This is a genomic window from Pseudomonas sp. RC4D1 (genome assembly GCF_018390395.1).
GTDB lineage: Bacteria > Pseudomonadota > Gammaproteobacteria > Pseudomonadales > Pseudomonadaceae > Aquipseudomonas > Aquipseudomonas danubii.
This window is the reverse complement of the sequence record NZ_JAHBAW010000001.1, coordinates 70,645-96,238: the sequence shown is the minus strand read 5'-3', so window position 1 is coordinate 96,238 and position 25,594 is coordinate 70,645. Positions and strand designations below refer to the sequence as shown.

Genomic DNA, 25,594 nt, shown 5'->3' with positions numbered 1-25,594 from the left:
TCTGTGAAACAGAACTCCCTAAAAGACTGGTTCAAGAGCGGCGCCCCGGGCGTCTGGATCAGCGGTGGCGCGGTGTCCATCGCGGTCATCATGACCATCGGCCTGCTGGCGGTGATCGCCGTGCGCGGCCTCGGCCACTTCTGGCCGGCCGACCTGGTGCACGCCAGCTATGACGTGCCGGGCCAGGCCAACCACCTGGTCATCGGTGAAGTGGTGCAGAAGGAAGAAGTGCCCCGGGCGCGCCTGAAGAGTGCCGGTTTGCCGGTGCCCGACCAGGGCCCGGAATTCATGACCCGGGAGCTGATCAAGGTCGGCAACCGTGACCTGAACGGCAACGACTTCACCTGGATCGTCGGTGAGTGGCTGACCAACCAGAGCTACCCCAAGGAGCTGATGGCCATCGAGCGCCGTGAGTGGGGCAACTTCTACGGCTACCTGGTCAACGTCAAGGAAAGCGGCAAGGTGGTCGCCGAAGGCGAGGCCGCCTGGCCTGAGCTGCAAGCACGGATCAACCGGGTGAACCAACTGGCGGCCCAGCTCAAGAGCCTGGAGAAGTCCGACATCGGCGCGATCAACGCCGGTCTGGAGCGCATCCGCCTGCACGGCCGCAAGCTGGAGCTGGAGGGCCAGATGAGCCCCGCCGCTCAAGCCGACATGGACGCCGAGCGGGCCGAACTCAATGCCCGTTACCAGGACATCGAAGCCCGGCTCAATGACCTACACGCCCAGTTCAATCGCGACAGCCTGACCGCCCGCGATGCCAACGGCAAAGAGCTGGAGATCAGCCTGGGCAAGGTGGTGCACGCCTACCAGCCGAATGCCATGGGCACCTTCACCAAGATCGGTTTCTACTTCAGCAAGATCTGGGAATTCCTCAGCGACGACCCCCGTGAAGCCAACACCGAAGGCGGGATCTTCCCGGCGATTTTCGGCACCGTGATGATGACCCTGATCATGGCCATGATCGTCACCCCGTTCGGCGTACTGGCGGCGGTCTACCTGCGTGAATATGCCAAGCAGAACACCCTGACCCGGGTGATCCGCATCGCGGTGAACAACCTGGCAGGGGTTCCGGCCATCGTCTACGGCGTATTCGGCCTGGGCTTCTTCGTCTACGTGCTGGGCGGTTCCGTGGACCGGCTGTTCTTCCCCGAAGCTCTGCCGGCGCCGACCTTCGGCACCCCGGGCCTGCTCTGGGCTTCCCTGACCCTGGCGCTGCTGGCAGTGCCGGTGGTGATCGTGGCCACCGAGGAAGGCCTGGCGCGGATTCCCCGTACCGTGCGTGAAGGTTCCCTGGCCCTGGGCGCGACCAAGGCCGAGACCTTGTGGAAGATCGTCCTGCCGATGGCCAGCCCGGCGATGATGACCGGCATGATCCTCGCGGTGGCCCGTGCCGCCGGTGAAGTGGCGCCGCTGATGCTGGTGGGTGTGGTGAAACTGGCGCCGTCGCTGCCAGTGGACGGCAACTACCCGTACCTGCACCTGGACCAGAAGATCATGCACCTGGGCTTCCACATCTATGACGTCGGCTTCCAGAGCCCCAACGTCGAGGCGGCGCGGCCGCTGGTGTACGCCACCGCGCTGCTGCTGGTGCTGGTGATCGCCGTGCTCAACCTGTCGGCCGTGTGGATTCGCAACCACCTGCGCGAGAAGTACAAGGCGCTGGACAGCTAATCGGCTGGCTTCTACAGAACACAATGATGTCACCGCAGGCCAGACGCCTGCGGTTCACGACAAACGAATTGGTAGCACAGGGAGCATCCCATGCAACACGAAGCACATACTCACGGCATCAACATGTCCGCCCTGGGCCGCGACAAGCAGAGCCTGAGCCTGGAACAAGAGACCGTGGCCATCGAAGTGCCCGGCCTGAGCCTGTTCTACGGCGAGAAACAGGCACTGTTCGACGTCAGCATGAACATCCCCAAGCAGCGCGTGACCGCCTTCATCGGCCCGTCCGGTTGCGGCAAGTCGACCCTGCTGCGGACCTTCAACCGCATGAACGACCTGGTGGACGGCTGCCGTGTAGAAGGCGCGATCAACCTTTACGGCAACAACATCTACCGCAAGGGCGAAGACGTGGCCGAGCTGCGTCGTCGGGTCGGCATGGTGTTCCAGAAGCCCAACCCGTTCCCCAAGACCATCTACGAAAACGTGGTCTACGGCCTGCGTATCCAGGGCATCAACAAAAAGCGTGTGCTCGACGAAGCCGTAGAGTGGGCGCTCAAGGGCGCGGCGCTGTGGGATGAGGTCAAGGACCGCCTGCACGAATCGGCCCTGGGCCTGTCCGGCGGCCAGCAACAGCGTCTGGTGATTGCCCGGACCATCGCCGTGGAACCGGAAGTGTTGCTGCTGGACGAACCCTGCTCGGCCCTGGACCCGATCTCGACCCTGAAGGTCGAAGAACTGATCTACGAGCTCAAATCCAAGTTCACCATCGTCATCGTCACCCACAACATGCAGCAGGCGGCGCGGGTTTCCGACTACACCGCGTTCATGTACATGGGCAAACTGGTGGAATTCGGCGATACCGATACGCTGTTCACCAATCCGGCGAAGAAGCAGACCGAAGACTACATCACCGGGCGTTACGGCTAGAAAGCAGCTGCAAGCCGCACGCTTCAAGCGGCAAGTAACAGCAGTTCAACGCGACGAAACCTATCAACTGGCAGCTTGTAGCTTGCGGCTTACAGCTTTTGTGGAGCAGAACCATGATTTCGAAGGAAGGCCTCACCCACCACATCTCCGCGCAGTTCAATGCCGAGCTGGAAGAGGTGCGCAGCCACCTGCTGGCCATGGGCGGGCTGGTGGAGAAGCAAGTCAATGACGCGGTCACCGCGCTGATCGAAGCCGACTCCGGGTTGGCCCAGCAGGTGCGCGAGATTGACGATCAGATCAATCAGATGGAGCGCAATATCGACGAGGAATGCCTGCGCATCCTCGCCCGTCGCCAGCCGGCGGCTTCCGACCTGCGCCTGATCATCAGCATCTCCAAGTCGGTGATCGACCTGGAGCGCATCGGCGACGAAGCCACCAAGATCGCCCGTCGGGCCATCCAGTTGTGCGAAGAGGGCGAAGCACCGCGCGGCTACGTGGAGGTGCGGCACATCGGCGACCAGGTGCGCAACATGGTCCGCGATGCCCTGGACGCTTTTGCCCGCTTCGATGCCGACCTGGCACTTTCCGTGGCTCAGTACGACAAGATCATCGACCGTGAATACAAGACTGCGCTGCGCGAGCTGGCCACCTACATGATGGAAGACCCGCGCTCTATCTCGCGGGTTCTGAGCATTATCTGGGTGCTGCGTTCGCTGGAGCGGATCGGCGATCACGCGCGCAACATTTCCGAGCTGGTGATTTATCTGGTGCGTGGCACCGACGTGCGCCATTTGGGGCTCAAGCGCATGAAGGAAGAAGTTGAAGGCACAAGTGGCGAATCCGCTAATGTTCCGGATCAAGCTGACGATAAGTAAGAGTGCCCGAGAAGAGCGCCCGGCCCTTTGGCCGGGCGTTTTTGTTTGTGCTCCTCGAATTTGAAAAGCAGCACCCGCGAACGAAAAGTCCCGGCGTGACTGAAGAGTTTTGGCAAAGTGCCATCAGCCAGCGTTATGCTTGCCGGGATTTTTAAAGGGGTGGTCGATGAGTAAGGTAAGTGTGTTGGTGGTGGATGACGCTTCGTTCATTCGTGACCTGGTGAAGAAGTGCCTGCGCAACTACTTCCCTGGCATCAAGATCGAAGACGCGATCAACGGCAAGAAGGCTCAGGCGATGCTCGCCCGCGAAGCCTTCGACCTGGTCCTGTGCGATTGGGAAATGCCGGAAATGTCCGGCCTTGAGCTGCTGACCTGGTGCCGTGAGCAAGAGGCGCTGAAAACCATGCCGTTCGTCATGGTCACCAGCCGTGGCGACAAGGAAAACGTGGTGCAGGCGATCCAGGCCGGGGTTTCCGGCTATGTGAGCAAGCCTTTCACCAACGAACAGCTGCTGACCAAGGTCAAGCAGGCGCTGAACAAGGTCGGCAAGCTCGACACCTTGATGAACAGCGCGCCGACCAAGATGAACTCGGCCTTCGGCAATGACTCCCTGAGCGCCCTGACCGGCGGCAAGCCGGCGGTGGTGGGGGCGGCTTCGGCCCCGGTCAATCCGTTTGCCAAGCCGGCGGCCCCTGCGCCGGCCTCTGCAGCCGCAGCGCCGGCGCGTGGTTTGCTCAACAGCCCTCCGGTCAAGGCGCCGACGCCCGCGGCAGCGGCCAGTGGCGGTCGTGGCCAGGGCCAGCTGCGGTTGTCCAGCGGCAATCAGCCGTGCGTGATCAAGGCCCTGAGCATCAAGGAAGCGTTGCTGGTGGTGAAGCGTACCGACAGCCTGCCTCAAGTGCTGGAGAGCGCGGTGCTGGACCTGGAGCAGGGCGACAACGCTGAAGTGGCGCGGCTCAACGGCTACCTGCATGCGGTGGTGGCGTTGGAGCCCAAGCCGGACAGCGATTGGCTGCAACTGACCTTCCGTTTCGTCGACCAGGATGCCCAGAAGCTCGACTACATCTCGCGCCTGATCGCTCGCGGCACCGCGCAGAAGCATTTCGTTCCCGGCGCCTGATCCTCCCAGTCCGCTTTGTAGGAGCTGGCTTGCCAGCGAAAGCGTCCACAAGAGCAACACAAGGCTTGCGGGCCTCTTCGCCGGCAAGCCGGCTCCTACGAGGATGGACGCTGCGGAAACCTGCGGAAAACACTTTTCCCGTTGCGGATTTTTGCCTTGCGCTGAGGCGGCCTGCTGCAGCATCCCGTTATCGAGCGAACCACTCGCAACATAGGCCGTAACCCTCAAGCTACAAGGCCTTCGCCGTACCCCTCGATACTTTCTGCCGTACGTCCGATTGATTTTTCTGCCCTTGATTTATATCTGTTTGGATATAGATTGTGCATAGCGCTACGTGCCTTTCAGCGCTTGCGGCCATGCCTTGAAACAACCCGGCGCGGCCGGTCCTGGCCGTGTTGATTAGCCTTGTTCCTGTTCATTAACAACAGGAGAGGTTCGATGCCCAGGCACAAGGATGTGGTGTTTGTCGGGAGCGCGCTGCGAGATCTCAGGGCGTTCCCTGAAGATGCCCGTCGGGCCGCCGGTTTCCAGTTGGATCTGCTGCAGCAGGGTGAACAGCCCTACGATTGCAGGTCGGTGAAAACCATCGGTCCGAGCGTTTTCGAGATCAGGGTCCATGAGGATTCAGGGGCGTTTCGGGTGTTCTATGTGGTCAAGCGGCCGGCAACCATCTATGTGCTGCATGCGGTGCGCAAGACCACCCGCAAGACCGAAGCGCGGGATATCGAACTGGCTCGCGCCAGATATCAGGAAGCAGGTTCACGTCATGACTGATTCACCGGTTACTCAGCGGTTCACCAGTGTCTGGGATGCCCTTGAGGCCACTCCCCAGGAAGCCGCCAACATGCGCCTGCGGGCCAAGCTGATGCTCGAACTGGGCAAGACCGTGCAAGCCTGGGGCCTCTCGCAGAAGGAGGCGGCCAAGCGCCTCAATATCACCCAGCCACGCCTCAACGACGTGCTCAGCGGCAAGATCAACAAGTTCTCCCTCGATGCCCTGGTCAACCTCTCGGAGGCGGCCCATCTGGGGGTGGATCTGCGCTTCGATGGGCCAGGCCTCGACCCCCTGGTGCCGGCCTGATTCACACAAGCTCCATATCCGGCTGTTAGCGTGGCTGCATAACCTGCCAAGAAGCTGCCCAATGTTTGTGCGCCTGCTGTTTTTCTGTGGACTGTCCCTCGCCGCCACGTCGCTGGCGGCGATGACGGTCTACAAGTCCATCGACGCCGATGGCGTGGTGTCCTACAGCGACCGGCCTTCGCCGGGAGCCCAGGCGTTCGTGTTTCGCGATCGCATGGAAGAACACCTGGAGCGCCAGGTGCGCCTGGATATCCAGAAGCACAAGGGCGGGGACGCGGTGTATGTGCGCAACGACCTCTACGCGCCGGTGGAGATCGAGTTGGGCTTTGCCGGTTTGCACAACGTCAGCGGAGCGCCCGGACGCCCGATCCGACAGGTACTGCCGGCCCGCAGCAGGCAGCGCCTGGCGCTGCTCACGGCGACTCGCGCCGACCAGCCCCTGAGCTATGTCCCCAGGTTCCGTTACTCCCTGGGGGACCCGGTAGCGACCACCCAGGCCTATCGCTACCCGCTGCCCTGGCGTGGCGGGCCGTTTCGCCTGACCCAGGGCGCCAATGGCCAATACAGCCATTTCGGTCCCAGGAGCCGTTATGCCATGGACATCGCCATGCCCGTGGGCACGCCGATCATCGCCGCCAGGGGCGGGGTGGTGGTCAAGACCGAGAATGCGCAGAACGGCCGGGGCAACAATCCGGCGGGCAACTTTGTCCGGGTGCTGCACGACGACGGCACCATGGGCGTGTACCTGCACCTCAAGCAAGGTTCGGTGAGTGTGCGCGAAGGGCAGCGGGTGGCGGTGGGCAGCCCGTTGGGGTTGTCGGGCAATACCGGCAACAGCAGCGGGCCGCACCTGCATTTTGTGGTGCAGCGCAATACCGGGCTGGGGCTGGTGTCGATTCCCTATCAGTTCAACCAGCCGCTGGGGGATCTGCCGAATTTTGCCTTGGGCAAAAAATGATCTTTGCCTGTAGGAGCCGGCTTGCCTGCGAGCGGGCCGAAGGGCCCGTCAATCCAGCATCAACACCTTGGCCAGGATGATCTTGGGTCCCTTCATCTTCTTGATGATGATGCGCAGGCCTTCGACTTCCAGCACTTCTTCCTCTTCCGGCACCCGTTTCAGGGTTTCGTACACCAGGCCGGCGAGAGTTTCGGCTTCGATATGGTCCAGGTCGATGCCCAGCAGGCGCTCGACCTTGAACAGCGGCGTGTCACCGCGCACCAGCAGCTTGCCTGGCTGGTAGGCGAGGATGCCGCGCTCGGTCTTGCGGTGTTCGTCCTGGATGTCGCCCACCAGCACTTCCAGCACGTCTTCCATGGTCAGGTAGCCAATCACCTTGCCGTCGGCTTCTTCCACCAGGGCGAAGTGCGAACCGCCCTTGCGGAACTGCTCCAGCAACTGCGACAGCGGCATGTGCCGCGACACACGCTCCAGCGGGCGAGTCAGCTCGGCCAGGTTGAACGACTCGGGAATATGGTCCAGGGCCGCCAGTTCCAGCAGCAGGTCCTTGATGTGCAGCAGGCCGACGAACTCGTTGCGCTCGCTGTCGTAGACCGGATAGCGGCTGAACTTGTGGCGACGGAACAGGGCAAGGATTTCCTTGAGCGGCGCGTTGAATTCGACGCTGACCAGGTCCTCTCGGGAGTTGGCCCAGTCCACCACTTCCAGTTCGCCCATTTCCACGGCCGAGGCCAGTACGCGCATGCCCTGGTCGCTGGGGTCCTGACCGCGGCTGGAGTGCAGGATCAGCTTGAGTTCTTCACGGCTGTAGTGATGCTCGTGGTGCGGGCCGGGCTCGCCCTGGCCGGCAATGCGCAGGATGGTGTTGGCGCTGGCATTGAGCAGGTAGATGGCCGGGTACATCAGCCAGTAGAACAGGTACAGCGGTACCGCCGTCCACAGCGACAGCAGCTCTGGTTTGCGGATCGCCCAGGATTTGGGCGCCAACTCGCCGACCACGATGTGCAGGTAGGAAATGATGAAGAACGCGGTGAAGAACGACACGCCGCGGATCACTTCCGGGGAGTTCACGCCTACGGCGCCCAACAGCGGCTCCAGCAGGTGGGCGAACGCCGGCTCACCGACCCAGCCCAGGCCCAGGGAGGCCAGGGTGATGCCCAACTGGCAGGCCGACAGGTAGGCGTCCAGCTGGCTGTGCACGGTACGCAGGATCTGCCCGCGCCAGCCGTTCTTGTGGGCGATGGCTTCGACTCGAGTCGAGCGCAGCTTGACCATGGCGAACTCTGCGGCAACGAAAAAGCCGTTGAGCAGGACCAGGATCAGAGCAAAAAGAATCATGCCGAAGTCGGCGAACAGAGACGCGAGGGTGAAACCAGGGGAAGGGTCCATGATGGAGTTTTGCGGGTTCCGTGTATTCGAAGAAGAAGGAAAGGCGGTGCCTGAATGGCAGGCACAGGTGACGCAATGTAGCGGCTGACGGGGCGATTGCCTAGGGGCAAACCACGGTCAGCGCTGTTCGGTAAGGCTGCCAGCTGCGGCTTTTTTAACCTGGGCCGGGGCGAAATGGCAGGTAAAGGTGCTGCCGTGGCCCAGTACGCTGCTGATTTCCAGGCGTGCGCGATGACGCAGCAGCACGTGCTTGACGATGGCCAGGCCCAGGCCCGTGCCGCCGGTATTGGAGTTGCGGCTCGAATCCACGCGGTAGAAGCGTTCGGTGAGGCGCGGCAGGTGCTTGCTGTCGATGCCGATCCCGGAGTCTTGCACGCTCAGGTGCGCGCCCTGGTCGTCGCCCCACCAGCGGATGCGGATATTGCCTTCGGCCGGGGTGTATTTCACCGCGTTGAACACCAGGTTGGAGAAGGCGCTGCGCAGTTCCGCCTCGCTGCCCTTGAGCTGTACCGAGGCGTCGGCTTCCAGGGTGATGCGCTGGTTGCGCTCCCCGGACAGGGCCTGGGCATCGCTCTTGATCGACTGCAGCAGCCCATCGATGGGCACCGGCTGGTTGTCCGAGGGGTAGTCGGTGGCTTCCAGCTTGGCCAGCAATAGCAGGTCGTTGAGCAGGGTCTGCATGCGCCCGCCTTGCTGCTGCATCTGTTGCAGGGCACGGTTCCAGCGCGGATTCACTTCCTCGACGTTGTCCAGCAGGGTCTCCAGATAGCCGCAGATCACCGTCAACGGGGTACGCAGCTCGTGGGACACGTTGGCGATGAAGTCCTTGCGCATCTGTTCCAGCTGGTGGATGCGGGTCACGTCGCGCACGAGCATCAGGTGCTCATTGTTGCCGTAGCGGGTGATGTACAGCTGGATGCGGACCCGGTCGTTGGCCGGGGAGGGGATCTCCAGCGGTTCGGCGTAGTTGTCTTGCTCGAAGTATTCCTTGAAGCGCGGATGGCGCACCAGGTTGGTCACCGGCTGACCGCTGTCCTGGGGCGTCTTGAGGCCCAGCAGGGTTTCGGCGGCGCGGTTCCACCATTCCAGGTTGCCGTCGCTGTCGAGCATGATCACCGCGTCTTTCAGGGCCGCGGTGGACTCCTGGACCCGGTCGATCACCGCCTGCAGGCGCCCGCGCACCCGTTGGTCGCGGCGTTGCAGGTGATAGATGCTGTCGAACACCTCGCCCCACAGGCCATAGCCGTCGGGCGGAGCTTCGTCAGGTTGATGCAGGCGCAGCCATTCGTGCAGGCGCAGCAGCTGCTTGAGGGTCCAGGCCAGGTAGAGCCCTAAGCCGGCGGCCAGGCTCCAGCCGTAGTAACCACTGATCAGGCCCACCAGCAGGCAGCCGGTGATCAACAGCAGCAGGTGGCGAATCAGGGTGCCATGCCAGTTTTGATTCACTTGAAACACGTCCGTGGGGGTGAAGCAGCTCCGAGCTGCAAGTGTTGAAGCGGCCACTCATCGGCGCGCCGCTTGTCGCTTGCCGCTGTTGTCAGGCCTTGGTGGAAAAACGATAGCCGGTGCCGCGCACGGTTTGTACCAGATTCTCGTAGGCGTCACCCAGGGCTTTGCGCAAGCGGCGGATGTGCACGTCTACGGTGCGTTCCTCGACATACACATTGCCGCCCCAGACCTGATCCAGTAGCTGGCCGCGGGTGTAGGCACGCTCCTGGTGGGTCATGAAGAATTGCAGCAGGCGGTATTCGGTGGGGCCCATTTCTGCCGGCTTGCCGTCGATGGTCACCCGGTGGCTGATGGGGTCCAGCAGCAGGCCGCCGACTTCGATCGGCGCTTCGCCATCGGTAGGGCCGGCGCGGCGCAGCACGGCCTTGAGGCGGGCCACCAGCTCACGGGGCGAAAACGGCTTGGTGATGTAGTCGTCGGCGCCGACCTCCAGGCCCTGGATCTTGTTGTCCTCTTCACCCTTGGCGGTGAGCATGATGATCGGGATGTCCCCGGTCAGCTCGTCGCGCTTGAGGCGTCGGGCGAGCTCGATGCCGGAGGTGCCGGGGAGCATCCAGTCCAGCAGGATCAGGTCCGGCTTGCGGTCGACGATAATGGCATGGGCCTGCTGAGAGTTCTCTGCCTCCATGCAGTCATAGCCGGCCATTTCCAACGCAACGGCGATCATTTCGCGAATCGGCGCTTCGTCGTCAACGATCAGAATGCTTCTGCCAACCATGCTGGAACCTCTTGTCATTTAACTGTCTTGCGCCGCATTAGATAACGGAATTATTGCAGTCGTGTGACAGTATTTCAGGTCGCGAGGCGCGGTGCAGCTTCGTCGACTACGCTTTGGGTCCGATTCCTGACAACCACAAAAGAAGGTTTCCATGACTCTGTTCAAGCAATCGTTGAAAGTCCTGCTGGTAGGCGCTGTCCTGGCCCTGCCGACATTCGCCATGGCCGCTGACCCGGCGATGAGCAAGGACGGCGTGCTGGTCAATCTCCAGGGCATGACCCTCTACACCTTTGCCAAGGATGCCGGCGGAAAATCCATGTGCAACGACAAATGTGCCGCCAACTGGCCGCCGCTGATGGCCGAGGGCAGCGACAAGGACATGGGCAAGTGGACGGTGGTCAAGCGTGATGACGGCAAGGCGCAGTGGGCCTACGACGGCAAGCCGTTGTACAGCTTTGTGATGGACAAGAAGCCCGGCGACATGACCGGTGAAGGCAAGATGGACGGCGCCTGGAAGGTCGCCAAGTCCGACTGACCTCCCGCGGCCCTTCGGGCCGTTCGCAGCCTGCGGCAGCGGCTACACCGATCTCTGTAGCCGCTGCTGAGCTAGGGCGAAGTTGCGAAAAGGCCCGCAGGGCCTTGCTTGACGCTCTAACGCAACGCGTAATCCAGGACCACGCCGATAAAGATCGCCATGCCCGCCCAGTGGTTGTGCAGGAAGGCCTTGAAGCATTTCATCCGGTCGCGATCCTGGGTGTACCAGAACTCCCAGGCAAAACACGCCGCCGCCACCAGCAGCCCCAGGTGGAACCAGACCCCCAGATGGAAGCGCGCGCCGGCCAGCAGTAGGCAGCCCAATGACAAGCCCTGCAAGGTGAGAATGATCACCCGATCGGCATCGCCGAACAGGATCGCCGTGGACTTGACCCCGATCTTCAGGTCGTCGTCGCGGTCGGTCATGGCGTAGTAGGTGTCGTAGCCCACGGTCCACAGCAGATTGGCGATGTACAGCAGCCACGCACTGGCTGGCAGTTCGCTGTTCTGCGCGGTGAAGGTCATCAGAATGCCCCAGGAATAGGCTGCACCCAGGACCACCTGTGGGTAATAGGTGTAGCGCTTCATGAAGGGGTAGCAGGCCGCCAGGGCCAGGGCGCCGAACGACAGCCAGACCGTGGTGGCGTTGGTGCACAACACCAGCAGGAAGGCTGCGCCCATGAGGAGCGCGAACAGTGCCAGGGCTTCCTTGGCGCTGACCTTGCCGGTGGCCAGGGGCCGTTGGTCGGTGCGCTTGACCTGGCCGTCGACCTTGCGGTCGGCGAAGTCGTTGATGGCGCAGCCGCCGGCTCGGGTCAGGATCACGCCGAAGGTAAAAATCAGCACATGGCTCAGGGATGGCTGGCCCTCGGCGGCGATCCACAGGGCCACCAGGGTCGGCCACAGCAGCAGGTAGATGCCGATGGGCTTGTCCATGCGGGTCAGTTGCAGGAAGTCCCAGGCCCGTGGATGCAGGCGATTGAGGGATTTGAGCAGGCTCAGGTACATCAGCAGGCCTCCGGTTGGGCTTCGATGGCGCGCCACAGGCTGGGCAGGAAGACCTCGGCAACCAGCAGGCTCAAGGGGCCGCGATCGAAACGCGAACGCCGGCCCCAGAGCCCCTCGGTGGCCACTGCGGTGGGCAGCCAGGCTTGCGGATAGCGGCAGACTTCGATGGGCTGGCGGGTAAAGGCTTCATCGCAGAACAGCAGTTCCCCGAGGGAGCGGCTGCCCAGTTCGTCGATGTTCAAGCCGCCTTGCTGCAAGGCGCTGCGGGCGGCCACGCTGCGGGCGAATACCCAGGCTTCGCCGTGGCCCCGCAGGTACACCTCGCGAACCCAGCCTTCACTCTGTTCGGGCAGGCCCAGGGCCGCGCACTCGTCGTTGCGCAGGGTTTGCCATTCCTCCACCAGCGGCGTGACGCTGAAGCCGTCGCGGGAGAGTCGGGTCAGGCGCCGGGTCAGCGACCCTTCATCGAACAGCCAGTTGGCAACGGCTGAGCCGGGGAAGGGGGACAGACGGCTTTGCACCAGCCAGGTCGGGGCCGGTGCGGGGGGCATTGAGTGCGGCACAGTGGGTCAGTATTGGCAGCAAATGAGGCGGCGAGCTTAGCATGGCAACCGCCGGTTTTGATTGATCCAGGACGCCTGGCAGCACGAACGTGCTTGCATCTGCCGGTAGTGATCAGTAAAAAACCCCAGTGCCGGACGCTGATCAGCGTGGCCTTTAGAGTCGATCCATCGACCGAGCCTGAACTCCCGAGGAAATGCATCAATGAAAAAGTGGCAATGTGTGGTCTGCGGCCTGATTTATAACGAAGCGGAAGGCTGGCCGGACGACGGTATTTTGCCGGGTACCCGTTGGGAAGATGTGCCTGAAGACTGGCTCTGCCCGGACTGCGGCGTGGGCAAGATGGATTTCGAAATGATCGAGATCGCCTGATCGAATTCTGTGGATTGAACGACCAATAACAAGGAGCAGGGAATGAGCGCACCGGTGGTGATCGTGGGAACAGGTCTGGCGGGTTACAACCTGGCCCGGGAATTTCGCAAGCTCGACGGAGAAACGCCGTTGTTGCTGATCACTGCCGATGACGGCCGTTCCTACTCCAAGCCGATGCTGTCTACCGGTTTTGGCAAGAACAAGGACGCCGACGGCCTGAGCATGGCCGAGCCCGGCGCCATGGCCGAGCAGCTCAAGGCCGAGGTTCGCACCCACACCCGCATCAGCGGCATCGACCCGGGCCACAAGCGTTTGTGGATTGGTGAGGAGGCGGTGGCCTACCGGGATCTGATCCTGGCCTGGGGCGCGGAAACCGTGCGGGTGCCGGTGCAGGGCGACGCATCCGAACTGATTTTTCCCATCAACGACCTGGAAGACTACGCACGCTTTCGCGCCGCGGCGGCGGGCAAGCGGCGGGTGCTGTTGCTGGGGGCCGGGCTGATCGGCTGCGAGTTTGCCAACGACCTGATCCTTGGCGGCTACAGCGTGGACCTGGTGGCCCCGTGCGAACAGGTCATGCCGACCCTGCTGCACCCGGCCGCTGCGGCGGCGGTCCAGGCCGGACTGGAAAGCCTGGGCGCGCGCTTCCACCTGGGACCGGTGCTCAACCGCCTGCAACGCTGCGCCGACGGCCTGGAAGCCCATCTGTCCGATGGCCAGGTGATCGCCTGCGATCTGGTGGTCTCGGCCATTGGCCTGCGCCCGCGCATTGATCTGGCCGCGGCTGCCGGGTTGGTGGTCAATCGCGGCGTGGTGGTGGACCGCGAGCTGAAAACCTCCCACGCCAATATCTATGCCCTGGGCGATTGCGCCGAGGTCGACGGCCTCAACCTGCTGTACGTGATGCCGTTGATGAGCTGCGCCCGGGCCCTGGCGCAAACCCTGGCCGGCAAGCCCACCGCAGTCAGCTACGGGCCGATGCCGATCACCGTGAAGACCCCGGTCTGCCCGCTGGTGGTGTCGCCACCGCCACGGGGCGCCGAAGGTGTCTGGACCGCTGAAGGGCAGGGGGCCGACATCAAGGTGCTGTGCCGTGACGCCAGCGGCCAGCTGCTGGGTTACGCCCTGACCGGGGCGGCGGTGATGGAGAAACTGGCCCTGAACAAGGAACTCCCGGCCCTGCTGGCTTAAATACCGGTCGTTCTGTCGGAATAACCGGGTTTTTGCACCTACAAAGGTCGTGGCAAGACTGGCGCCACTCTCAAGCGCGTGCCATCCTCACTCCCGTCTGCCGCAGCGTAGAGCCTGCGGCGCCTTGGGCGCTGTTCCCGTGAACAGCACGGACATAACAACAAAAAACCGTCAAAGAGGCTTCACACTATGCGTAAACCAGAACTCGCCGCAGCCATTGCTGAAAAAGCGGACCTGACCAAAGAGCAGGCCAATCGCGTGCTCAACGCCATCCTTGAAGAGATCACCGGGGCTCTGCACCGCAAAGACAGCGTCACCCTGGTTGGTTTTGGCACCTTCCTGCAACGCCACCGTGGCGCCCGCACCGGCAAGAACCCGCAAACCGGCGAGCCGGTGAAGATCAAGGCCAGCAACACCGTGGCATTCAAACCGGGCAAGGCGCTGAAAGACAGCGTCAACCCATAAGCATTGAGCGAGCTCCCGGCAGCGGGAGCTTGCAGGGGAAAATAGGCACGCCGAGCGCATCGGGTGCCTATTTTTTTTGCCCGCTGATTGCTTGCGGATCAGCTTGCGAAGCCGCGGTGGCGTGGCTAGGATGCGCGATTGTCCGACACGTGATCTAAGGCCAAGGATGACCCGTTCCACTGACAAACCCCCGGCATGGGTGGCCGCGTTGCGCTACCTGGGGCGCCCCGATATCGCCGCCATGCTACTGGCCTGCATCCTCTCCCTTGGCCTGTCATCGGCCTTTGCCGGCAGCGACTCGCGACTGGCCCAGATCGGCTATCGCGAGGCCCTCAACTGGTTCCACAGTCAGAAATACGACAGCGCCGGCGTCTGGCTCTGCGGCTATTCCCTGGCCCGCGAGGACTACAGCGTGGCGCCCAAGGCGCCGCGTTTGCTGGTGGAAGTGGATGAGCGCTTTCTCTACCTCAAGACCGGCGGGCAACTGGTGGAGCTCACCGGCGCCGCCCAGGGCCCCGAGCGCAGCGAGTACCAGAATGCCGGAGCCCATATCCGCGTCACCCTGAACATCCTCAAGCGCAACAACTTCAGCGAGTACCAGGAATCCCACGACCGCCAGGTGCTGGCAAAGATCGAGATGAACGATCAGATCCAAACCCTGACCCTCAAGGGGCAATCATGCGGTACTTGAACCGGGCGGGCCTGAGCCTGCTGCTCACCACCTGCACCCTGCCGGCCCTGGCCGATGAGGCCAACCCGGCTCAAGGCTGCTACGGCTACCTCACCGAAATGGTCAGGAGCAGTGATTTTCCCTACCGCGACTTCACCACCCCAGAGCGACTCAAGCTGCTGATCGACCGCGATGATGGCGATGAACTGAGCCTGCAGCTGTTCTACGAAACCTCCGGCAGCGGGATCATCGGCTGGGTTCGCTACGACGTGCCGCAGCAAGCGCTGTGGAATGTCAGCATCGATCCCGAGGAGCCCCAGGCCCTCAAGTTCGACCGGCGCTTTGCCCAGGCTTATGCCTCCTGTCTGGAAGCACGCTGAGCCTGATCCTGGTGCCTTTGCCGGGCTGGATTGGTTTGTTCAAAGTTGCCGACGGGTTCCTTGATTGTTGCCGGTCATTGCTTGAAAATCCGCCGCTGTCCGACCCCCCTCAGCATGGAACGCGAACCTCTTGTCCTCTTACCGCATTCAAGAAGCCGACCTCGACATCCCCGACGCCTGGCAGGACCAGAGCATCAATATCTTCAAGCTGCCGGCTGTGGGCGGCGCCCAGGAAGCCAGCTTCGTCATCAGCCGCGACCCGAGCCAGGGCGACGCCTCATTCGCCGATTACGTGGCCCGGCAACTGAGCGGTGCCGAGCAGCAACTGCCGGGCTTCACCCTGATCAAGCGCTGGGAGTTCGACATGCACGGCCACGCCTCGGTCCTGCTGGACTACAGCTGGAAACGCGAAGGTCGCGAGCTGATGCTGCGCCAGGTGTTCATCGAGCGTAAGCCGGCGGTGCTGATCACCACCCTGACCACCACGCCGCAAGACCTGGTGCACCACGAGCCGGCCTGGAAACAGGCCATGCAGAGCCTCAAGCCTCAGCCTTCGCGGGCCTGATCCCTTCGCTGAGTAGCGCACCATGGATATGTTGGCAGCAGCGCGCCTGGGGGATGAGATCGCCCACGGTTTTGGCGTGGCGGCGATGGTGGCGGGGGCCGTTGTCGGTGCCCTGATTGGCGCCGCGGTGGTGGCGGCGACCGTGGCCACCGGAGGGGTGGCGATCGCCATCATCGCCGGTTCGGTCGCGGCCGGTGGCCTGTCGATGTTCCAGATCGCCAAGGGCCTGAGCACGATTTTCAACCTGCCTGAACCCAGCACGGGGGTGCTGGTGGAGGGCAGCTTCAACGTCTACATCAACCTGCGCAATGCCATGCGCGCGGGGCAGGACCACTCGTCCTCATGCAGCGGCCTGCCCATGAACCACCCGATCTGGCCGTTCCCGGTACTGATCGCCGAGGGCAGCGCCAAGGTCACCATCAACGGCAAGCCCGCGGCGCGCCTGCAAAGCAAGATGGTCTGCGGCGCCCACATCAAGACCGGCAGCGAAAACACCTTCATTGGCGGGGCCACGGTGCAGGTGGCCTTTGTCCTGGATATCGAAGGCTGGATGCACACCGGGCTGGAGGCGCTGGGGCTGCTGGCGGCCGGGGCCGCCCTGGTGCTGGCGGCCTGTGCCGGAGCGGCGGCGTTTTTCGGCGCCCTGGCGGTCGGTGGCGCGATGTATGGCGGGATGTCGCTGCTGGGGGACCTGGGCGACCGTTTGGGCCCGGGTTATCGCGATCTGCTTCAGGGCGTGGCCGGAATGGCCTTGCTGGGCATGGGCCCCAAGCTGGCGCGCACGCCGATGAGCGCGACACAGCGCACGCTGATGGCGCAGCGCCGCCAGGCGCAGATGCTCAAGGACAATCGGGGTTTCAACGTCAGCCCGGTGGCGTGGGACAAATACCCGACCATCGGCCGCAATGGCACTTATGTTTCCGACAAGAAGGGTGTCGCGGATATCATCGGCGACTTTTCCGGGCGCTCGAAAGTCACCATCAGCACCGAGAAAGCGGCGAAGCTCGAACGGGCTTTCGGTCTGGAAGAAGGCTCGTTGAAAGACGGCTTCAAGATTCGTCAGGTCGATAATGTCATCGAGCGTATGCCCAGAAGCCCGATGGAGGGCAACCAGTACTTCCTCGGCCCGGGTAAGCACCTGCCGGGAGGAGCACCGGAAATGGTGGTCGAGTCGATCCCGACCAAAGACATGGACGGGGTCAAAACCTTAACTGAGGTGTTTGTAAGTGACTGAGCAAGAATTGCAGGCCTATGTGGAAAAGGCGGATGCCGACACAGTACGTGTTCGGGTCATGGACGCTTCGCTGGACGCGGCCCTGGTGGCCCTGGGGTTTGGCGCAACGATCGAACCGGGGGTGTATGCCCTGGACGTAGCGGACGACGGGCGCAAGGCGCAGCTCTTCGATGCCTTGCGCACGCTCGGCGTGGCCTTCGCCGATGGCAAGGAATGGTGCCCGGCCGAGGTTTTTGAATACCTGCGCGACATGAACCTGCTCAGCGGCACGTTCACCCGGGTTTCCTGGCGCGAGCCCGGACGTTATCACCTGGTCGAGGTCTGATCGTCCGCCTCGAAGGACCACCCTTGACCAGTGGCCGTCTTACACGGGACCGAGATGAAATTCATCGATCTGTTGGTCAACCGCGAGGAGATGTTCTCCATGGGCATCGAAGCACTCAGCGGCCAGTACTACGTCTCCTTTCCGGTCAGCAACGGCATGGTCGATTACGAGGAGTACTACGCCATCGATCGCGCGACCTTCGAACTGTTCGAACAGGACCTGCAGGCCGCGCTGGAATTCGTCACCCGCGCCAGAAGGCGCGAGCTGGATCAGTTGCTGATCATGAAGCCGGGCAAGAATCGCGGCACGGCGATCTGACCCGGCTGGCGTCGAGGCAGATGCCCAGGCATCCGCTCACCGGCCGAACGCGGCATTGAGTTCTTTGAGGCTATGGCTGTAGTGCTTTTTCTTCGGATGAAAGTAGACCTCTTTCAGGCTCTTGGAGGTCAGCAGCGGGCTCATGTCGCCGTCTTTCAGATCCCAGAATTGCAGTGAACTCAGGCGCTCCATTGCCGGGGCGAACGACACCGAGTCGAGCTCGGAAATGAACACGTCCTCAAGGGTGTTGTTTTGCGCCAGGAACCCGTAGTCCCGTAGCTGGCTGCATTTTTCGATGTGCAGGGCTTTCAGGCTCTTGAGCGCGTTGATGGTGCTGATATCGAGCATCTTCGGGCTGTGCTGGATTTGAATCGACGCCAGCTTGTCCAGCCGCTCGATGCCGGCCAGCCGCTCGATGCCGCCGCCGCTGATGCGCAGTTCCTCAAGGGCGGTGAGCTTCGAGAGAAACTCGCAATCCTGATTCTTCACTGCTACCAGCAGCAGGTGCTTGAGCCGTGGCAGCTCCAGGGGTTCCAGTGCCTCGTCGGCGCCGGTGATGTACAGCGTCTGAAGGCTGGGCAGTTGCGAGAAGTCGATACGCCCCTTCAGGTAGGGGATCGACAGCAACGTCAGCTGCGGCAACGAGTACAGCGGGCTCAAATCCACCTGCTTCAGGTCGATGTCATCCGACAGATCCAGCGATTTCACGCTGCTGTGCCCACTCAGCGCACTCAAGTCCAGCGGCGCACCCTTGGCCGCTTTGGCAGAGCCCATGACCCGCAGGTTGGCGTAGCCCTTCTTGCTGGCGTATTCGATACCTGCGGCGAACTGTTGGACCGGTATTTCCAGTGCGTCTATGTCTTCGTTGTAGCTGAAATTCTTCATTACTTACCCCCACATGATCCGGATTTCTTGAACTTGTTGTCCAACTTCGTGACCAGCCTGTTCACTTTGCGCTGGGTCTTGGCATCCGCAGCTTCGTAATACTTTTTGCCCGGCGAGTTGAGATTCGGGCTGTTGGCGAACTTCGCCGAGTTGCGCGCGTTGTACTTCTGCATCAGACGATGTTCCACCATGAAGCCCATCTTGCTGTCGCCGAAGTCCAAATGGGCAAACTGCGTAGCATTGGCTTTGCCCTTGATGCGGGCGAGCATCGAGCTGTTCATGCGGGTCACCGGCCCCTTGCCGATGTAAGAGATCTTGCCATTGGTGAAGATGTAGGTGCCTGTCCAGCCCAGCGGATCAAAATACGTCAGCGGGTTGGGGCCGTAGGTGTAGAGGTTCAGGCCGCCTTCGAGCCCGATGGGGTCGGGGCTGATGTAGCGGCCGATGTCCGGGTCGTAGAAACGGAACGTGTTGTAGTACAGCCCAGTCTCGCGGTCATGGTACTGACCTTGAAAACGCAGGTTCTGTTCCTCGAGGTAATAGGGCTCGCGCTCTTCCTCGGCAATGTTCCCCCAGACCCGGTAACGGGCCTGCCAGACGCTGTGCCCATCGGCTTCCGTCAGTTGTAGCGGCAGGCCATTGAGGTCGTTGTGATAGTGCCGGACCTTCTGCAGGGCGCCCTTGCCATCGATCCGAGCCAGCACCTCGAAGCCATCGTCGACATACAGATAGAGGCTGGTGGTGCTGTTGCGCTGCTCTTGCAGCAAGCGCAGGCCATCCCAGGCGAAGCGGGTTTCGCCCAGCAGATAGCCCTGAGCGTCATGTTCGGTTTTCTGGATGCGGCGACCCAAGGGGTCGTAGCTCATCCTTACCCTTGTTTCCCGCTGACCGGCCTGATTGCACACCTCTATCAGCCGATGTTCCGCGTCGTAGCTGAAGTGCTGGATCAGGTGGCTGGCGCTGCGTTTCTCGATCAGCCGGCCAAAGCCGTCGTAACGGAAGTGCTTGTCCTGAAACACGCGCTGCTGGTTGTGCAGCACCGGTCCGGACGCGGCCGATTGGCCATCCAGCAGGTTGGCGGCAGCGTCGTAGGCAAAGGTTTCGGTCTGGCCCAGGAGGTTGTCCTGGCTGGCGATGATGCGTTCGCTCGCATCGTAGTGATACAGCTGGTGTTGCCCGCCGCGTGGGCGCTGTTCGAGCCGGCCGATGAGATTGTCGGCAGGGTCATACTCAAAGTGCTTGCGCACCGGCGCCGGCAGCGCCGCGGGCTGCCGGGTCGGACGTTGCAGGCGCGAGCGCAAGCGTCCGGCGCGATCATATTCGCTGAGGGTCGTGAGCTGGCCCTGGGTCCGCAGCACTTCGCGGTGCAGGCGATCGCGTTCGAAGTCGCTGACCACCTGGCCGTCCACATTGATCTGGTGCAGGTGGCCGCTACCGTAGTACAGGCGGTTGATCCAGCGCCCATCAGGCAACTGGCTCTGGCACAGGTTGCCCAGCTCGTCGTAGTGATGCTGCAAACATCCGTCCGCGCTCTGCTCTTCCAGCAGTTGGCCGAGGGCGTCATAGGCGAAGGACAGGGTTTGCGACTGCTGGTTCTGGCCGGTAAAGACCACCCGTGTCAGTTGATCCAACGGATCATGCTGATACTCGGTCAAGCCGTCGGCGGTGACCTTGGCGAGAATCCGGCCCACCGCATCGCGTTCCAGGCGATGGACGATACTCGGCGGTTGCACACTGCCCGAGGGGGCGGCCAGATACTCCACGCCAACCACGTTATCCAGCACGTCATAGTGGTACTGCTGCACGCTGCCATTGAGGTCCTGTTGCCGGATCAGGCGATCCCCGGCATCCCAGGCAAACCGGTAGCTTTCAGCGTTTTCGTTTTGCAGCGCCTGAAGGCGGCCGTAGGCGTCATGACTGAACTGCACCCGGCGCCCATGGGCATCGATGCGAACCTGAAGCTGGCCCTGTCGATCGTACTGGTAGTGGGTGGCGTGCCCGGCCGGATCGATGTAACCGGTCAGCTGGCCGCTGTGGTCACGCAGGAACTGCTCGACGCGGCCGTCCGCGAGCTGGTTGCGCAGCAGGCGCCCACGGGCGTCGTGCTGGAAGACCGTCTGTTCGCCCATGGCATCGGTGATGGCCTGCAGGTAGCCGCGGCGGTCGTAGCTGAAGTGGGTCGGGTAGCCGGAGCAATCGGTGAATCGCAGCAACTGCCCCAGGTCGTTCCACTGCAGACGCTTGGTCTTTGCGCTGGCATCGGTGATCTCGACCATCCGCCCCTGGCTGTCATAGCGATAGTGGGTGGCATGGCCCAGAGGATCGGTTTCACGGATGCAATTGCCCCGTGGATCGTAGTCGTAGGTCCAGCTGTTGCCGGCGGCGTCGGTTTCGATCCGCGGCAGCGACCAATGCTCCAGCCACAGGGTCGACTCGCGTCTGCCTAGGGGATCAAGGGTCTCGCTGAGGTTGCCGGCTTCGTCGTAGCTGAGCTGGAATTGCCCGCCCTGTGGGTCCGTTGCACCCAGTAACTGACGTTCGTCATTCCACTGGAACTGCCAGGTCTGCCCCAGGTTGTCGGTGTACCCGGTGATTTGATGCTGTTGGTCCCAGTGCCGGATGCTCTGGCGTTGCAGGCCGTCCTCTATCCGGGTGATGCCCGCCTGCAAGTCATAGTCAAAGCGGTATTCCTCGCCGCTGTCGGTCCAGTGCCGGACCACGCGCCATTCGACGTCGTCGATCTGCGCCCACTGATAGAAGCAGCGCAGTCCGCTCGGCAGCTGGTGTTCCACCATGCGCCCATCCTCGTAGGCAAAGCGCCGCTGTACGTGCTGGCTGGCGTCCTGTACCTGAGCCAGATCGCCATGGGCGTCATAAGCGTAACGGGCGAGGATTTCCCGCTGCTGGTCCGGGTACAGGCGCTCTATCTGTTGGACCCGGCGGGGCCATTGCGCGCTGTAGATCAGTTCGACCTGAACCAGGTCGAAGGTGTCGCGCAGGCGGATCAATAGCCCGGCCGGGTCATAGTCGAGGTAAATGCGGTTGTCGTTGCGGTCGCCGAACTGGCTCAGGCGCAGCCGCGAGCCTTGCACGGGATCGGGTTCAAACAGACGGTACAAGCCGTTGTTGCTCTCGATCAGCAACTGACCGTTGCCGTTGCGCCTGACACTCAGCCCTTCGCCTGGGCTGAAGGCGGCGGCGCCCAGGGGGATCGAGCCCATATCGATGCGCCGGCCCTGCTCATCGAGGTACACCAGATGTTCGCCGCCCTCGGGGTGAGGTTCGATCAACACGCTGATTTCGTACGGCACGCTCCAACCGTTACCGAACAGCCCGTCGCGCCGCTGATCGAGGCTGTTGTAGAAGCGCTGCCAGTCGATGGGCAAGAGGCCCGGCAAGACAAAGTCCATGTCCGCGACGCCGCCCAGGACCTTGGCCCCGGTCGCCGCATGCACCGGGTTCGGCGAGCCCACCGCGGCATTGGTCAGGGCGCCCATGGCCTGGCTGACCACAAACGAATTGACCCCCGCCAGCAACATGCAGGGCAGGTTGGCCTTGAAGTTGCCCTTGCCGCCCTTGAGCATCATCAGCACGGTAATCGCCAGGCCTATCCCCGGGGTCTTGCCGCTGCGGATCTCGCGCACCACCACCGAGCCGCCGCCGATGGACACGTTGGACGACACCATGCCCGCCGAGACCACCTTGGCATCGCAGGTGCTGCGATCGCCGCTACGCACCGCTGGCTGGCCGTTGATGGAGACCTTTTCCGAGCCTTCGGCCAGAAACTGCGGCGGCATCGGCGGATGCTTGGTGCAGGTCACCAGGTCCAGCGGCTTGGGTTCTGCACCGGGTGCGGGGGTGGCGACGGTCGGGCGCCACATCTGCGAAAAGAACCCTTTGGCCATGTCCAGGAAGCCGGGCTCCGCCTCTGACGGCCCCGGTGACTCGCTGGTGGGTTCCGGGCTTTGCGGGGTGCCCGAGGGCGGGGCAGGGGGCGGCGCCGTACCGGCGGCCCGTGCAGCCGGAATGTTATTGGTCAGGGTATCGGTGGAGCCGCTGAGGATGGTGGCCTGCACGGAGGGCGGAAACAGCGCGTTGCCTATCCAGTCGCACATTTTCGTCAGGCCTTTGTCGGCCCCGGTCTTGCTCATCGCCAGCCCGACGATCACCCCCACTACGGCGCCCAGCAGGCAGGCTCCGAGCCCGCCTGTGGCCACGGTGATGCCGGTCGCGGCCACCACGGCGGCGGTGGCCAGGGCGGTAATCGCGATGTTGGCGGCGACCTCCAGCACACCGCTGAGGATGTCCGCCATCATCGAGCTGTGTTCGAGCCCGTCACCCAGGCGTGCGGCCCACAGAAGTGCGTCAGACATGCCGCTGGCTCATCATCAAGGCGTGTTGAAGTTCAGGGATTGCTTGATGCTGGCCCAGTGCGCGGCGTCGCTATCGTTCAGCGGTTGTGCCTTGACGTAGCTGAGGGCAAGCATCTTGCGTGTACCGGGCAGAACCAGCGCCAGTTGGTACTGGAAGACCTGCTCGGTGCCCTTGTTGAACTGGCTGCGCAGCTCCAGAGCGTCGACCTCCTGGGCGCTGCCCACGCGAATCGCCACGCCGGGCTGGTAGCGCAGCTCCTGAACCTGTTGTTCGAGTTTCTTGAGCTGGCTGTCGAAGCTGCTCTGCAGGGTTTCACCCTCGGCCAGCTGGCTGCGGCTGACGATCAGCGAGGTGCCCAGCTCCGGGAACTTGAGGATGTTGATCGATGCGTCCAGCAGCTCGCTGGGCGGCAAGGCGAACTGAAATTCATTGATGCGATAAGTCATGGCGCTGGGCTCTGGTTAGGGGGTGCCCTGGGGCTTGGGAAACATGGCGTCGACGCTGGCATCGATGCTGCCTTTGACGCCCTGGCCTTCAGGGGTCGCGCCGGCGCTGCCGCCGTTGTTCAGGTGCAGCACGCCGCCGGTATTGAATTCGGCATCGCCCGAGGCATAGAAGCTGATCTGCTTGCCGCTGAGGTTGATCTGGCCGCTGGCGTTCAACTCCAGCACGCTTTCGCCGCAGACCAGGCGCAGGTTCTCGCCCACTTCGATGATGTAGCTCTGGCTGATGCTGTCGGTCTTTTTGCCACCGACCACCAGCACGTCGAGCTCCTTCACCGCGCGCAGGCGGGCAGAGCCAATGGTCACGGTCTCGTCGCGGCCAATGCTCTTGACCCGGTCATTGCCCACCGAGTGGCTTTCGTTGACCTCGACCACGATGTCCTGGTTGCGCTCGGCGTGGATGTACAGCTGTTCGGCGCCCTTTTTGTCTTCCATGCGGATTTCGTTGAAGTTGGCCGGGCTGCCGCCTTTGCTCGAACGACTCTTCATCCCGCTCTGGGTGGCGTTGGCCGGCAGGTCGTAGGGCACGGTCTGCTCGGCGTTGTACACCCGGCCGGTGATGATCGGGCGGTCGGGGTCGCCTTCGAGGAAGCTGACGATCACCTCCTGGCCGATGCGCGGGATCTGCATCGAGCCCCAGTTCTTGCCGGCCCAGGCCTGGGACACGCGAATCCAGCAGGAGCTGTTCTCGTTGGACTGGTCGTGGCGGTCCCAATGGAAGTGCACCTTGACCCGGCCATATTGGTCGGTCCAGATCTCTTCCCCGGCCGGGCCCACCACCCGCGCGGTCTGCGGGCCCTGGACGATGGGTCGCTGGGTCTTGGCCAGGGGGCGGAAACTCTGCTGGGCGTCGATGCAGGTCAGGTGGCTTTCGAACTGTGCCGAGCCGCCGCTGCCGCCGGTCTCCAGGCTCTCCTGGACCACGTAGTAGTGGATGCCGACGATCAGGTACTCGCGGTTCTGGTCCTGGCGGCTGAAGCCGGTGAGGTTGAACAGGTTGCCCACCCCCAGGCCACGGGCATTGCCGCTCAGTTCGATGCGCTCGTGCAGGCTTTGCAGGGCTTCGATGCGGGTCTGCGCGTAGTGCTCGCCGTCGCTGCTCTGCACGTAGGTGCCGGGGTAGTCGTAGAGCGGGTAGTCGCCGGCGCTGTGGGGGCGCGGCATGGCCGAGCGCACGTCGATCCGTGCGCTGGGGCGCTGGAAGTCGTAGTCGTTGAGCTCAAGGGAGCCGGGCTGGACTTCCTGGGCCAGGTGCCAGTCGAAGATGTGGTCGCGCTCGCGCTGTTGCTCGTCCCGGGGGTAGTAGGGCACCGAGGCGTAGCCGGGCACGCTGCTGTGGGCACCGTAGGCGTCAGCCAGCACCAGCACGTGGCGGTCCTTCTCGTGGCGGAAGAAGTAGTAGATGCCTTCCTGTTCCATCAGCCGGCTGACGAAGTCGAAGCTGGTCTCGCGGTACTGCACGCAGTATTCCCATTCCCGATAGGGACGGCTCAGGGCGTCTTCGAAATCGGAAAAGCCCAGGTCGCGAAACACCTGCTTGATGATCTGCGGGATGCTCAGGTTCTGGAAAATCCGGCAGTCGGAGGTGCGGCTGAGCAGCCACAGCCAGGGGCGCAGGGTCACCTGGTAGCTGGCGAACTGGCCGCTGTCGACGTTCTGGCTGCAGCGGGCCACGATGCCGTGGAAATAGCGCTGGCTGCCGTCGTCCAACTGCACGCTCAGGCCCATGGGTTTGCCCAGCAACTGGTTGAGGTCGATGTTGGCATCGCTGGAAGTCAGCTGCAGCTGGTAATCGAACAAGCGCCCCAGCTCTTCGCCGCCGCCCATGCTGTTGAGCAGCAGGACGTCCGGTCCCAGTGGGCAATTGACCTGTGCCAGTCGTGTGGATTGCTGAAATAGCATCGTCAGTCTCGTTGAATGCGTGGTGTGCCTGAACACGGCGTCCGGCGCGCTCCCTGTAG

Annotated in this window: 26 protein-coding genes; 17 read left to right on the top strand and 9 right to left on the bottom strand. The window is 62.8% G+C overall.

Annotated features, from left to right (window positions below):
- Nucleotides 1-3 precede the first annotated feature (3 nt).
- From pstA to KHO49_RS00415, 7 genes are all read left to right on the top strand, one after another.
- Entirely contained in the window at nucleotides 4-1,674 is a 1,671-nt protein-coding gene (gene pstA, locus KHO49_RS00445; RefSeq protein ID WP_110594204.1) for a phosphate ABC transporter permease PstA, read from the top strand.
- Between the two features lie 90 nt (nucleotides 1,675-1,764).
- The gene (gene pstB / locus KHO49_RS00440) at nucleotides 1,765-2,598 is read left to right on the top strand and encodes a phosphate ABC transporter ATP-binding protein PstB (protein WP_102862316.1); all 834 of its coding nucleotides are present in this window, start codon (nucleotides 1,765-1,767) and stop codon (nucleotides 2,596-2,598) included.
- A 113-nt stretch (nucleotides 2,599-2,711) separates the two neighbouring features.
- Entirely contained in the window at nucleotides 2,712-3,473 is a 762-nt protein-coding gene (gene phoU, locus KHO49_RS00435; protein WP_025130765.1) for a phosphate signaling complex protein PhoU, read from the top strand.
- Nucleotides 3,474-3,639: 166 nt separating this feature from the next.
- Nucleotides 3,640-4,593: a response regulator gene (locus tag KHO49_RS00430; protein ID WP_102862315.1), complete on the top strand. Its 954-nt coding sequence runs from the start codon at nucleotides 3,640-3,642 to the stop codon at nucleotides 4,591-4,593.
- A 438-nt stretch (nucleotides 4,594-5,031) separates the two neighbouring features.
- Nucleotides 5,032-5,367: a type II toxin-antitoxin system RelE/ParE family toxin gene (locus KHO49_RS00425; protein WP_110594205.1), complete on the top strand. Its 336-nt coding sequence runs from the start codon at nucleotides 5,032-5,034 to the stop codon at nucleotides 5,365-5,367.
- Nucleotides 5,360-5,674: a helix-turn-helix domain-containing protein gene (locus tag KHO49_RS00420; protein WP_102881323.1), complete on the top strand. Its 315-nt coding sequence runs from the start codon at nucleotides 5,360-5,362 to the stop codon at nucleotides 5,672-5,674. Before KHO49_RS00425 ends, KHO49_RS00420 begins: the two co-directional genes overlap by 8 nt.
- A 61-nt stretch (nucleotides 5,675-5,735) precedes the next feature.
- Complete coding sequence (locus tag KHO49_RS00415; RefSeq protein WP_102881322.1) at nucleotides 5,736-6,632, top strand: peptidoglycan DD-metalloendopeptidase family protein; 897 nt, start codon at nucleotides 5,736-5,738, stop codon at nucleotides 6,630-6,632.
- A 48-nt stretch (nucleotides 6,633-6,680) separates the two neighbouring features.
- On the opposite strand, the gene KHO49_RS00410 is transcribed toward KHO49_RS00415, so the two are convergent.
- The 3 genes from KHO49_RS00410 to phoB all read right to left on the bottom strand — a co-directional run bounded on the left by KHO49_RS00410 (nucleotide 6,681) and on the right by phoB (nucleotide 10,248).
- On the bottom strand, nucleotides 6,681-8,021 hold the full coding sequence (locus KHO49_RS00410) for a hemolysin family protein (RefSeq protein ID WP_102862311.1): 1,341 nt from the start codon (nucleotides 8,019-8,021) through the stop codon (nucleotides 6,681-6,683).
- Between the two features lie 117 nt (nucleotides 8,022-8,138).
- Nucleotides 8,139-9,467, bottom strand: coding sequence for a phosphate regulon sensor histidine kinase PhoR (phoR, locus tag KHO49_RS00405; protein WP_110594207.1), 1,329 nt, complete (start codon nucleotides 9,465-9,467; stop codon nucleotides 8,139-8,141).
- Nucleotides 9,468-9,558: 91 nt separating this feature from the next.
- A complete protein-coding gene (phoB, locus tag KHO49_RS00400) occupies nucleotides 9,559-10,248 on the bottom strand; it encodes a phosphate regulon transcriptional regulator PhoB (RefSeq protein ID WP_003177195.1) in 690 nt (229 codons plus the stop codon).
- Between the two features lie 151 nt (nucleotides 10,249-10,399).
- Here phoB and KHO49_RS00395 point away from each other — a divergent pair, with 151 nt between their 5' ends.
- Entirely contained in the window at nucleotides 10,400-10,783 is a 384-nt protein-coding gene (locus KHO49_RS00395; protein WP_102881320.1) for a COG4315 family predicted lipoprotein, read from the top strand.
- Between the two features lie 116 nt (nucleotides 10,784-10,899).
- Here KHO49_RS00395 and ubiA read toward each other — a convergent pair whose 3' ends face one another.
- Both ubiA and KHO49_RS00385 read right to left on the bottom strand, forming a co-directional pair.
- On the bottom strand, nucleotides 10,900-11,790 hold the full coding sequence (ubiA, locus tag KHO49_RS00390; RefSeq protein WP_102881319.1) for a 4-hydroxybenzoate octaprenyltransferase: 891 nt from the start codon (nucleotides 11,788-11,790) through the stop codon (nucleotides 10,900-10,902).
- Nucleotides 11,790-12,353: a chorismate--pyruvate lyase family protein gene (locus KHO49_RS00385; RefSeq protein ID WP_102881318.1), complete on the bottom strand. Its 564-nt coding sequence runs from the start codon at nucleotides 12,351-12,353 to the stop codon at nucleotides 11,790-11,792. Before KHO49_RS00385 ends, ubiA begins: the two co-directional genes overlap by 1 nt.
- 202 nt (nucleotides 12,354-12,555) lie before the next feature.
- Here KHO49_RS00385 and KHO49_RS00380 point away from each other — a divergent pair, with 202 nt between their 5' ends.
- The 9 genes from KHO49_RS00380 (at nucleotide 12,556) to KHO49_RS00340 (ending at nucleotide 17,871) form a co-directional block, all read left to right on the top strand.
- On the top strand, nucleotides 12,556-12,723 hold the full coding sequence (locus tag KHO49_RS00380) for a rubredoxin (protein ID WP_025130776.1): 168 nt from the start codon (nucleotides 12,556-12,558) through the stop codon (nucleotides 12,721-12,723).
- Between the two features lie 42 nt (nucleotides 12,724-12,765).
- Nucleotides 12,766-13,914 (top strand): NAD(P)/FAD-dependent oxidoreductase, encoded by a 1,149-nt coding sequence (locus KHO49_RS00375; RefSeq protein ID WP_102881317.1) that lies wholly within the window; start codon nucleotides 12,766-12,768, stop codon nucleotides 13,912-13,914.
- A 189-nt stretch (nucleotides 13,915-14,103) separates the two neighbouring features.
- Nucleotides 14,104-14,379: an HU family DNA-binding protein gene (locus tag KHO49_RS00370; protein WP_102862305.1), complete on the top strand. Its 276-nt coding sequence runs from the start codon at nucleotides 14,104-14,106 to the stop codon at nucleotides 14,377-14,379.
- A 166-nt stretch (nucleotides 14,380-14,545) separates the two neighbouring features.
- Nucleotides 14,546-15,070: a hypothetical protein gene (locus tag KHO49_RS00365; RefSeq protein ID WP_102881316.1), complete on the top strand. Its 525-nt coding sequence runs from the start codon at nucleotides 14,546-14,548 to the stop codon at nucleotides 15,068-15,070.
- Nucleotides 15,058-15,429, top strand: a complete 372-nt coding sequence (locus KHO49_RS00360) for a hypothetical protein (protein WP_213664451.1) — start codon at nucleotides 15,058-15,060, stop codon at nucleotides 15,427-15,429. The genes KHO49_RS00365 and KHO49_RS00360 overlap by 13 nt, the downstream gene beginning before the upstream one ends.
- Nucleotides 15,430-15,559: 130 nt before the next feature.
- Nucleotides 15,560-15,994 (top strand): DcrB-related protein, encoded by a 435-nt coding sequence (locus KHO49_RS00355; RefSeq protein ID WP_102862302.1) that lies wholly within the window; start codon nucleotides 15,560-15,562, stop codon nucleotides 15,992-15,994.
- A gap of 22 nt (nucleotides 15,995-16,016) precedes the next feature.
- Complete coding sequence (locus tag KHO49_RS31235; RefSeq protein ID WP_213664450.1) at nucleotides 16,017-17,228, top strand: PAAR domain-containing protein; 1,212 nt, start codon at nucleotides 16,017-16,019, stop codon at nucleotides 17,226-17,228.
- The gene (locus tag KHO49_RS00345; RefSeq protein WP_042940740.1) at nucleotides 17,221-17,553 is read left to right on the top strand and encodes a hypothetical protein; all 333 of its coding nucleotides are present in this window, start codon (nucleotides 17,221-17,223) and stop codon (nucleotides 17,551-17,553) included. The genes KHO49_RS31235 and KHO49_RS00345 overlap by 8 nt, the downstream gene beginning before the upstream one ends.
- A gap of 54 nt (nucleotides 17,554-17,607) precedes the next feature.
- Complete coding sequence (locus KHO49_RS00340; protein WP_213664449.1) at nucleotides 17,608-17,871, top strand: hypothetical protein; 264 nt, start codon at nucleotides 17,608-17,610, stop codon at nucleotides 17,869-17,871.
- A 36-nt stretch (nucleotides 17,872-17,907) separates the two neighbouring features.
- Here KHO49_RS00340 and KHO49_RS00335 read toward each other — a convergent pair whose 3' ends face one another.
- Genes KHO49_RS00335 through KHO49_RS00320 form a run of 4 tightly spaced genes read right to left on the bottom strand, consistent with a single transcriptional unit; the run spans nucleotide 17,908 to nucleotide 25,535 of the window.
- A complete protein-coding gene (locus KHO49_RS00335; protein WP_213664448.1) occupies nucleotides 17,908-18,756 on the bottom strand; it encodes a leucine-rich repeat domain-containing protein in 849 nt (282 codons plus the stop codon).
- A complete protein-coding gene (locus KHO49_RS00330; RefSeq protein ID WP_213664447.1) occupies nucleotides 18,756-23,129 on the bottom strand; it encodes an RHS repeat-associated core domain-containing protein in 4,374 nt (1,457 codons plus the stop codon). Before KHO49_RS00330 ends, KHO49_RS00335 begins: the two co-directional genes overlap by 1 nt.
- Before the next feature lie 15 nt (nucleotides 23,130-23,144).
- Nucleotides 23,145-23,576, bottom strand: coding sequence for a DcrB-related protein (locus tag KHO49_RS00325; RefSeq protein ID WP_123390081.1), 432 nt, complete (start codon nucleotides 23,574-23,576; stop codon nucleotides 23,145-23,147).
- A gap of 15 nt (nucleotides 23,577-23,591) precedes the next feature.
- Complete coding sequence (locus KHO49_RS00320; protein ID WP_110652897.1) at nucleotides 23,592-25,535, bottom strand: type VI secretion system Vgr family protein; 1,944 nt, start codon at nucleotides 25,533-25,535, stop codon at nucleotides 23,592-23,594.
- Nucleotides 25,536-25,594: the final 59 nt, after the last annotated feature.

Coding starts and splice junctions, on each gene's coding strand:
- KHO49_RS00325 (WP_123390081.1), bottom strand. CDS start 23,576: ATGACTTATCGCATCAATGAATTTCAGTTCGCCTTGCCGCCCAGCGAG.
- KHO49_RS00425 (WP_110594205.1), top strand. CDS start 5,032: ATGCCCAGGCACAAGGATGTGGTGTTTGTCGGGAGCGCGCTGCGAGAT.
- KHO49_RS31235 (WP_213664450.1), top strand. CDS start 16,017: ATGGATATGTTGGCAGCAGCGCGCCTGGGGGATGAGATCGCCCACGGT.
- KHO49_RS00330 (WP_213664447.1), bottom strand. CDS start 23,129: ATGTCTGACGCACTTCTGTGGGCCGCACGCCTGGGTGACGGGCTCGAA.
- pstB (WP_102862316.1), top strand. CDS start 1,765: ATGCAACACGAAGCACATACTCACGGCATCAACATGTCCGCCCTGGGC.
- phoB (WP_003177195.1), bottom strand. CDS start 10,248: ATGGTTGGCAGAAGCATTCTGATCGTTGACGACGAAGCGCCGATTCGC.
- KHO49_RS00395 (WP_102881320.1), top strand. CDS start 10,400: ATGACTCTGTTCAAGCAATCGTTGAAAGTCCTGCTGGTAGGCGCTGTC.
- KHO49_RS00340 (WP_213664449.1), top strand. CDS start 17,608: ATGAAATTCATCGATCTGTTGGTCAACCGCGAGGAGATGTTCTCCATG.
- KHO49_RS00320 (WP_110652897.1), bottom strand. CDS start 25,535: ATGCTATTTCAGCAATCCACACGACTGGCACAGGTCAATTGCCCACTG.
- ubiA (WP_102881319.1), bottom strand. CDS start 11,790: ATGTACCTGAGCCTGCTCAAATCCCTCAATCGCCTGCATCCACGGGCC.
- KHO49_RS00335 (WP_213664448.1), bottom strand. CDS start 18,756: ATGAAGAATTTCAGCTACAACGAAGACATAGACGCACTGGAAATACCG.
- KHO49_RS00420 (WP_102881323.1), top strand. CDS start 5,360: ATGACTGATTCACCGGTTACTCAGCGGTTCACCAGTGTCTGGGATGCC.
- KHO49_RS00370 (WP_102862305.1), top strand. CDS start 14,104: ATGCGTAAACCAGAACTCGCCGCAGCCATTGCTGAAAAAGCGGACCTG.
- KHO49_RS00375 (WP_102881317.1), top strand. CDS start 12,766: ATGAGCGCACCGGTGGTGATCGTGGGAACAGGTCTGGCGGGTTACAAC.
- KHO49_RS00430 (WP_102862315.1), top strand. CDS start 3,640: ATGAGTAAGGTAAGTGTGTTGGTGGTGGATGACGCTTCGTTCATTCGT.
- KHO49_RS00410 (WP_102862311.1), bottom strand. CDS start 8,021: ATGGACCCTTCCCCTGGTTTCACCCTCGCGTCTCTGTTCGCCGACTTC.
- KHO49_RS00360 (WP_213664451.1), top strand. CDS start 15,058: ATGCGGTACTTGAACCGGGCGGGCCTGAGCCTGCTGCTCACCACCTGC.
- KHO49_RS00365 (WP_102881316.1), top strand. CDS start 14,546: ATGACCCGTTCCACTGACAAACCCCCGGCATGGGTGGCCGCGTTGCGC.
- KHO49_RS00415 (WP_102881322.1), top strand. CDS start 5,736: ATGTTTGTGCGCCTGCTGTTTTTCTGTGGACTGTCCCTCGCCGCCACG.
- KHO49_RS00380 (WP_025130776.1), top strand. CDS start 12,556: ATGAAAAAGTGGCAATGTGTGGTCTGCGGCCTGATTTATAACGAAGCG.
- phoU (WP_025130765.1), top strand. CDS start 2,712: ATGATTTCGAAGGAAGGCCTCACCCACCACATCTCCGCGCAGTTCAAT.